3 protein-coding genes are annotated in these 3,558 nt (G+C 45.0%); 1 reads left to right on the top strand and 2 read right to left on the bottom strand.

What is annotated here, in order from left to right:
* Positions 1-60 precede the first annotated feature (60 nt).
* Entirely contained in the window at positions 61-1,128 is a 1,068-nt protein-coding gene (locus tag A3738_RS21570; RefSeq protein WP_068474342.1) for a lipase secretion chaperone, read from the top strand.
* Positions 1,129-1,332: 204 nt separating this feature from the next.
* On the opposite strand, the gene A3738_RS21575 is transcribed toward A3738_RS21570, so the two are convergent.
* Together A3738_RS21575 and A3738_RS21580 are read right to left on the bottom strand one after the other, a co-directional pair.
* On the bottom strand, positions 1,333-2,430 hold the full coding sequence (locus A3738_RS21575) for a triacylglycerol lipase (RefSeq protein WP_082878624.1): 1,098 nt from the start codon (positions 2,428-2,430) through the stop codon (positions 1,333-1,335).
* A gap of 207 nt (positions 2,431-2,637) precedes the next feature.
* A partial coding sequence (locus A3738_RS21580) for an NAD(P)(+) transhydrogenase (Re/Si-specific) subunit beta (protein ID WP_068763848.1) occupies positions 2,638-3,558 on the bottom strand: 921 nt, incomplete at its 5' end.

Consider the following 3,558-nt stretch of genomic DNA (forward strand, 5'->3'; position numbering starts at 1 on the left):
CAAATTCGAATTAAACGAAACACTAATTGATTAATTTGAGTCGCTAAAGGTCATTTGGATATGAAAAAAAGGCTAGCGATGAGTGCTGGTTTGGCGAGTGTAGGAGTGCTACTTGGTGCGACATTCCTTATGTCAGACAAGCAGTCTTCGGATCTTGGATCTCAGCTTGAAGATACGCCAAACTCTAATGCGTATCTCGCTGAGAAGCGCAAGAATATTCAAACTCCTTTGAATGAATCTACAGAAATCCATGAAATTTATCCGAATGAGCAGGGCGACACATATTCGTCAGCTTACGGACCTTTAGCAAATTCCTTACGTGGCACAAGCATACCCGGTTATTTTGCGCTGACGGATGACGGAGACTTAGTCGTCACCCCTTCTTTAAAATCTATGATCGATTACTTTTTAGCAGCGTTTGGTGAAGAGCCAATCGAAACTATTATCGGGCGCATCGAAGAGTATTTTACTAGACACCTCGAAGAGCCAGCACGCTCTCAGGCGATTGGTGTTTTGGCTGAGTATATTTTGTATAAAGAGGCTCTAATTGATTTAGAGGGGATTGTCGCTGGCAACAATCTTGTTGCCCCGTCTGGACATGACTACTTAACCCTATTTGAATACCGTCGTGATGCACGAATGAATAGCTTAAGCGCAGATGTTTACGAGGCGTTTTTTGCTGAAGAAGATGCGCTAGACGCATACACTGCCGCGGTATTACAGCGTAAACGAGATGCGAGAGAGGATAGCGTTCGGTCAGGAAGTTTGGTTGATCTTGAAGGCCTCTTGCCCGAGCAAGAACAGAATCTAAAGCAGCTCGATCGTGACAGGAAAAGAATACAAGCTGCTAAGGAAGCCGGAGCTACAGCACAAGAGCTTCATGAACTGCGTCGTAGAGTATATGACGAGAAAACTGTTCAACGATTTGCTGAAGCAGATCAAAAGCAATCTGCTTGGGATGCACGTTTTGCTGAGTATCGGCAAAAAAGGGAATTAGTATTGAATACCAATGGTTTGTCAGATTCTGATAAGCAATTAGAAATTCAGGCCTTGCAAGCATCTATGTTTGATGTGAATGAGCGCAAGCGCTTAGCGACCTTAGATAAAATGGCCGATAGAGAAATCTGAGCCGTTTATTCTTGTTTAATTTTCTTAGGCATTCCAGCCAAATAGTTGCACATTAATCTGATCTCGTCCGCCTTCAACCCCAGTTTTATCTTATATTAAGACTATAAAAAAGCCGCTTCTGGTCACCCATTAGCGGTTTTCTAATTTAAGAGAGGTCAGGTATTTCGATAGAAAAACTGACCTCAATTAGTACAGCAATTGCTATTACAAACCCATGTCTCGGAAACGATCAGCGTGGTTTTTGTATAGCGTCTTAGGATCAGTCTCTAAAAGATTACTCAGACCAAATAGCATATTCGTAGCATCTAAATGGTTCATCCAGCAATCGTCACGAATGTTCTCACCCCAACGTTGCGAGCATTTAGCAACTAAGCCATCTGTCTGTTCGCCATTGTAGTAACCCAATGCGTCAGTAAGCACGAATAAAGCATCACTTATGTCTGCGATATTTGTGGTTGTGCCAATACTTCCCCATGAGTAGTAATGAATGCCGTTAACAAGGTTGGCGCCGTTACCACAATAAGTTGTTGGCTCTCCGTCAGGAAACTCTTCTGTGAAAGCTAATGCGCCTTCAGAAGACATAAACTTAACGGTTTCTAGCGCGTCACTGGCATATTCAGGATTACCTGCGAGTGCGTCGAGTACGTCTCCGGTTAAGTTCAACAAATCTGCCGCTATGCCTTCAAGCGGTCCACCAATAATGTTGTCGACACCCCAATCCGCAAACCCAGAGCCATAGTTGATGCCGTTTACTGATGTCACAGATGACACAATATCAGGGCTGACTGCTGCAACATAGCGTGATGTTGGTGAGCCTAAGCTGTGACCGATCAAGTGTACTTTTGATGCGCCTGTTTCTGGCAATACCGTATTATTGATGTAGCCTAATAGCTGCTCACCACGTTCTTGTGCGGTATCCCATGCGGTTACATTTGGCGTATATACAACTGCGTTTCCTGAGCGCAAAACTGCTGGAATATTCTGGAAATACTCGACAACTCCGATAATTTTGTCGAATTCAGACACGCCGTGAACTAACACAATCGGATACTGCGTGTTGTAGCGATTGTCGTAGTTAATGGCATTCACATTAGCTTTTTCGATAAGGTAGCCCGCGTACTCAATGTCGTACGCGACATGACATACGGGTTGATACCATTTACAGGTGTTAACTGGTGCTGTTGGTAAATCGATAGGCGCAACATAACCGCTGTGCGCATCTCCAAACGCCATAGAGCTAATACCTAAAGAACCCGCGACTGCGAGCAATGATCGTTTAGCTGTTATTTTTAAGTTGAACATGATCTCTCCTTTTATTGTTGTATGAAAATTATTCAACCCGGCCAATGTAAGGAAAAACATGGAGACAAAATTGTATGAAATGACGGAATGTTTGTGATTAGTTTGAAGGTGGCCTGATATGACGAAAAAGCTGCGGTGCGTAAATAAAAAAACCGCACTTCAGAAGCTCCGAAGTGCGGTTTTGGACTTTCTATAACTAAGCTTTGTTTAGAGCTCTTTGATCGCTGAGGTCGTTGCTTGAAGGACTTCTTTTGCGTCGCCTTTTACCATCAAGCTATTGTCACGAATGAATAGGCTGTTTGGTATGCCGGCAAAGCCCGGAGACAAGCTTCGCTTAACGTTAACGACGGTCTTCGCTTTATGCACATCGAGAATAGGCATTCCGAAGATAGGCGAATTTGGATCCTCAGCTGCAGCTGGGTTAACAACATCATTTGCGCCAAGTACGATTGCCACATCAGCCTGAGGAAGCTCAGGATTGATGGTATCCATGTCTTTTAGTTGATCATATGGTATCTCAGCTTCTGCCAACAATACGTTCATGTGGCCAGGCATACGTCCAGCAACAGGGTGTATTGCATAGCTGACTTTAGCTCCACGTGCTTCAAGCTGGTTAGCAAGCTCTTTCACTGCGTGTTGCGCTTGGGCAACCGCAAGTCCATAGCCTGGAACCATCACAACGCTGCGCGCACCGTCTAAGAGTAGTGCAAGGTCATCTGGCGTTGCGTATTTCACTTTGCCGTCATAAAACTCGCTGTCGTTTGACTTCGACTGCGTATCAGCCTGCGGCCCAAATGCACCACCAAAGAGAACGTTTGGTAGTGAACGGTTCATGGCTTTACACATTACTGCAGTCAGGATAAGACCAGACGCGCCAACTAGAGAACCAGTGATGATCAAGCCTTGGTTTTCCAACACGAAACCGGTCGCTGCGCCAGCAAGACCTGAGTAGGCGTTAAGTAGCGCAACAACAACTGGCATATCGGCACCACCAATTGGTTGTACTAGACCGACACCTAGAAACAAGCAGAGGCCGACAATAGCGAGTAGTACAAGGCTAGACAGTTGGCCTTCACCAAACATCATGCTTGCGCATGCAAGAATACCCACGAGGCTCGCTACTGTAAT

The organism is Oleiphilus sp. HI0066 (assembly GCF_001635725.1).